At 29.1% G+C, this 2,991-nt stretch carries 2 protein-coding genes; both read right to left on the bottom strand.

The window, feature by feature from the left end:
- Positions 1-672 precede the first annotated feature (672 nt).
- The gene (locus tag JVU85_RS05650; protein ID WP_129406976.1) at positions 673-1,677 is read right to left on the bottom strand and encodes a protein rep; all 1,005 of its coding nucleotides are present in this window, start codon (positions 1,675-1,677) and stop codon (positions 673-675) included.
- A 182-nt stretch (positions 1,678-1,859) separates the two neighbouring features.
- Positions 1,860-2,681 (bottom strand): putative RNA methyltransferase, encoded by an 822-nt coding sequence (locus JVU85_RS05645; protein ID WP_050482502.1) that lies wholly within the window; start codon positions 2,679-2,681, stop codon positions 1,860-1,862.
- Between the last annotated feature and the right edge of the window lie 310 nt (positions 2,682-2,991).

Below are 2,991 nucleotides of genomic sequence, written 5' to 3'. Positions count from 1 at the left end.
GTTCTAAAAAGAACGCGTAAAAAACCATAATCGACCTTCGTCGATTTTTATCTTAGTTTTAAGGAATCGGCGTTGTGGCGCAGATATAAAAATTAATACTGCACGAACTAGAATCGACGTTGTAGCGTAGATATAAAAATTAATACTACATAGAAATTTAACTAAGATTTAAGCTACTAGTTTTTTGCTAGTAGCTTTTTTTATTTTCTTAATTTTTAAATGCCTTTATTTTGAATTTTAAGGGGGTATTTAGAGCAAACTCTATATTTATATATTTTTATACCTGTATATTTATATATGTTTCTTAAAACGCAAATATGAGCAAAATAAGGGTACATCTTTCTGACATTTAACTTGTATTCAAAAGACATATTACTTAAGTTGCTAAAGTCATTTTAAATACAATCACTTGTACTTTTTAAACATAAGCCAGAAAAACGATATAGCTCTTTTATATATTTTTCTAATTTGATTGGAACTCCCTAAAATTTATATAACTTAAAAAGTTAAATTGTTTATCTCATTTTTTGTACATAACCAGTGGCGAATTTTTCAGACACTGCCCATTTACATGCAAATTAAAATTTTCAAGGTAAAACTGGTCAACCATGCCGGTTGAACGCTATAGTTCCTGCAGGGGCAAAAATACATAAAAAAACGCTAGCTTTTAAGCTAACGTTTCAAATCTTTTAAGTAATAATTTTGTTTTTCAAAATTCCAAATTGCAGTAATTGAATGTGCTTTTTCTTCTTCATCTGTCGTTTTATCTTCGTCGCTTGTATTAATCAAATTGCCATCTTCGGCATCGTCTAAATTTAAAATTTTATGTTTTTGTTTAAGCAAACCACCATAACTCAACATACGTTTTCGGTATAAACCTTTTTCTAAATCATTTACGATTTCTTGATTTTTTTCATCATCATCAGTTAAAAAATCAGATGACTTAACCGAGTATTTTGAAGTTTCTTTGATTGCTGCTTGAATATCTTTATCGCCTTTTTGGTTTGGTTTGATCGCTTTAATATTTGCTACTGGTCGATAATTAACTTGTAATGCTTTTTGCCATAAATCGACCCATTCCGTCTGCGTAATATAATTTTCTTTTTTTCTAAAATACGCATTTTCAACGCATAACAAAACGTGCATATGTTGATTATAACTACCGTCATTTTTATTAACTGTTACTTCAGTTGAGCGTAAAAATCCTACCAAATTCTTTTTAACTTTTGTATACATCTTTAATTTATTAAAAGCCTTAGACATATGCTTTAAACTTTGTTCTAAATGGTCACCGTCTATTGCATTTTTAGTCGATAAAGTAAGAAATAACCAACGAGCAGTTGGCTTTTCTTTAACCACTTCTTCAATCACTTTTTGAGCTTGATAACTATTTTTCATAGCACGCCTCCAATTACAAACTGGACACAATTTTGATTTACAAAACCATGTCTTATGTAACTTCAAATAACCTTCATCAGTAGGCTTGAACTCTAAGACGTTACCACATTGTTTTACGTTAAAAGCCTTTTTAATTTTTAAGATTTCTAGTATATCTGCATAACTTACATTATCTATCTTCTTTTCTCTCCATGGGCGTTGTTTCCCACTTTTCGTCATATCTTTTAATGTTTTATTATCTTGATTTTCGTCTATACATTTAGTAGTATTATATTGCATATAAAAAGACCTCCAGTATTGATTTAAGCGTCGTAACTTAATCATATTACTGGAGCTTTTTTATGTCAATTTTTTCTTTCACGCACAAAAATACATAAAAATACTGTCATATCAACGATAAAACGACTTTTAATATCTTTGAGTTATTTCTATATAGTATCAAGACAAGAAGAAACTCGTTTTCAACTCGTTTTAAAACCACCAACCAAAACCTTAAAACTCATCGTAATTTCACTTAAGTTTTTCTTAATTATTCCTTCTTTTTCTACGTCACTTAAATTCCACGTTAAAGGCGTCATATCAAGTAATTTATTCAATTCTTCTTTATTTAATTTAACCTTATAACTAATGTCTATCATTTCAATTTTATTAAAATTAGCTTCAAATAAATCTATAACATCAGAATTATCATAATCCTTATTTTTATGATTACTAAAGACTATATTCCTTATTTCTTTTAAATAATCACTATTAGGAATTATTTTTATCAATTTCCCCTCTTTATCTAGAACTCTTTTAAACTCATCATAATTAGAAGGGCTAAGCACATTAATTAAAAAGTCTACATTCCCATTCATAACTGGTATATCAGCTAGATCAGCAACCAACCAATTTATATTTTTATATGATTTTGCTGCTTTTTTTACACCTTCTTTTGCAATGTCTATACCTAAGAATTCATTTCCACCAAGAAATGACTTACTGATTTCATTTAAAATATAACCCTCACCAGTACCAACATCTATTACATTATTTTTAGTTTTAATCTCATATTTTTTAATAATTTCTATGATTTTTAAAATTAATGTCGAATACAAATTGCTACTATCATTCAATTCTCTTCTAGCAATAAACAATTTTTTATCGTATTTACTTTTTTTATGCCCTAAAATTAAATTCGAATACCCCTCTTTTGCAATATCAAAAGTATGGTTATTCTCACATGCTAAAGTTTTATAACCTCTCTTTAATTTTTCATCACATATAGAACACTTAAAAAACATATTCACACCTCCAATCAAATAATTATAAATAACAAAGTTGCTTTATTCCAATTGCTTTATTGACGTTGAGCCTCGGAACCCTTAACAATCCCAAAACTTGTCGAATGGTCGGCTTAATAGCTCACGCTATGCCGACATTCGTCTGCAAGTTTAGTTAAGGGTTCTTCTCAACATCAATAAATTTTCTCGGCATAAATGCGTGTTCTTTTCTTGTCTACCCAGTAGACAAAGTAGACCCAACTGTTATTGCTTTACAGGTCTATTTTTCGTCGTTATAATCTAGTTAAATCCCGTAAGGGCGCACTTATGC

This window comes from Staphylococcus sp. GDY8P72P, from assembly GCF_016890655.1.
Taxonomy (GTDB): domain Bacteria; phylum Bacillota; class Bacilli; order Staphylococcales; family Staphylococcaceae; genus Staphylococcus; species Staphylococcus arlettae.
This window is presented reverse-complemented; position numbering and strand designations above follow the sequence as displayed.

Coding starts and splice junctions, on each gene's coding strand:
- JVU85_RS05650 (WP_129406976.1), bottom strand. CDS start 1,677: ATGCAATATAATACTACTAAATGTATAGACGAAAATCAAGATAATAAA.
- JVU85_RS05645 (WP_050482502.1), bottom strand. CDS start 2,681: ATGTTTTTTAAGTGTTCTATATGTGATGAAAAATTAAAGAGAGGTTAT.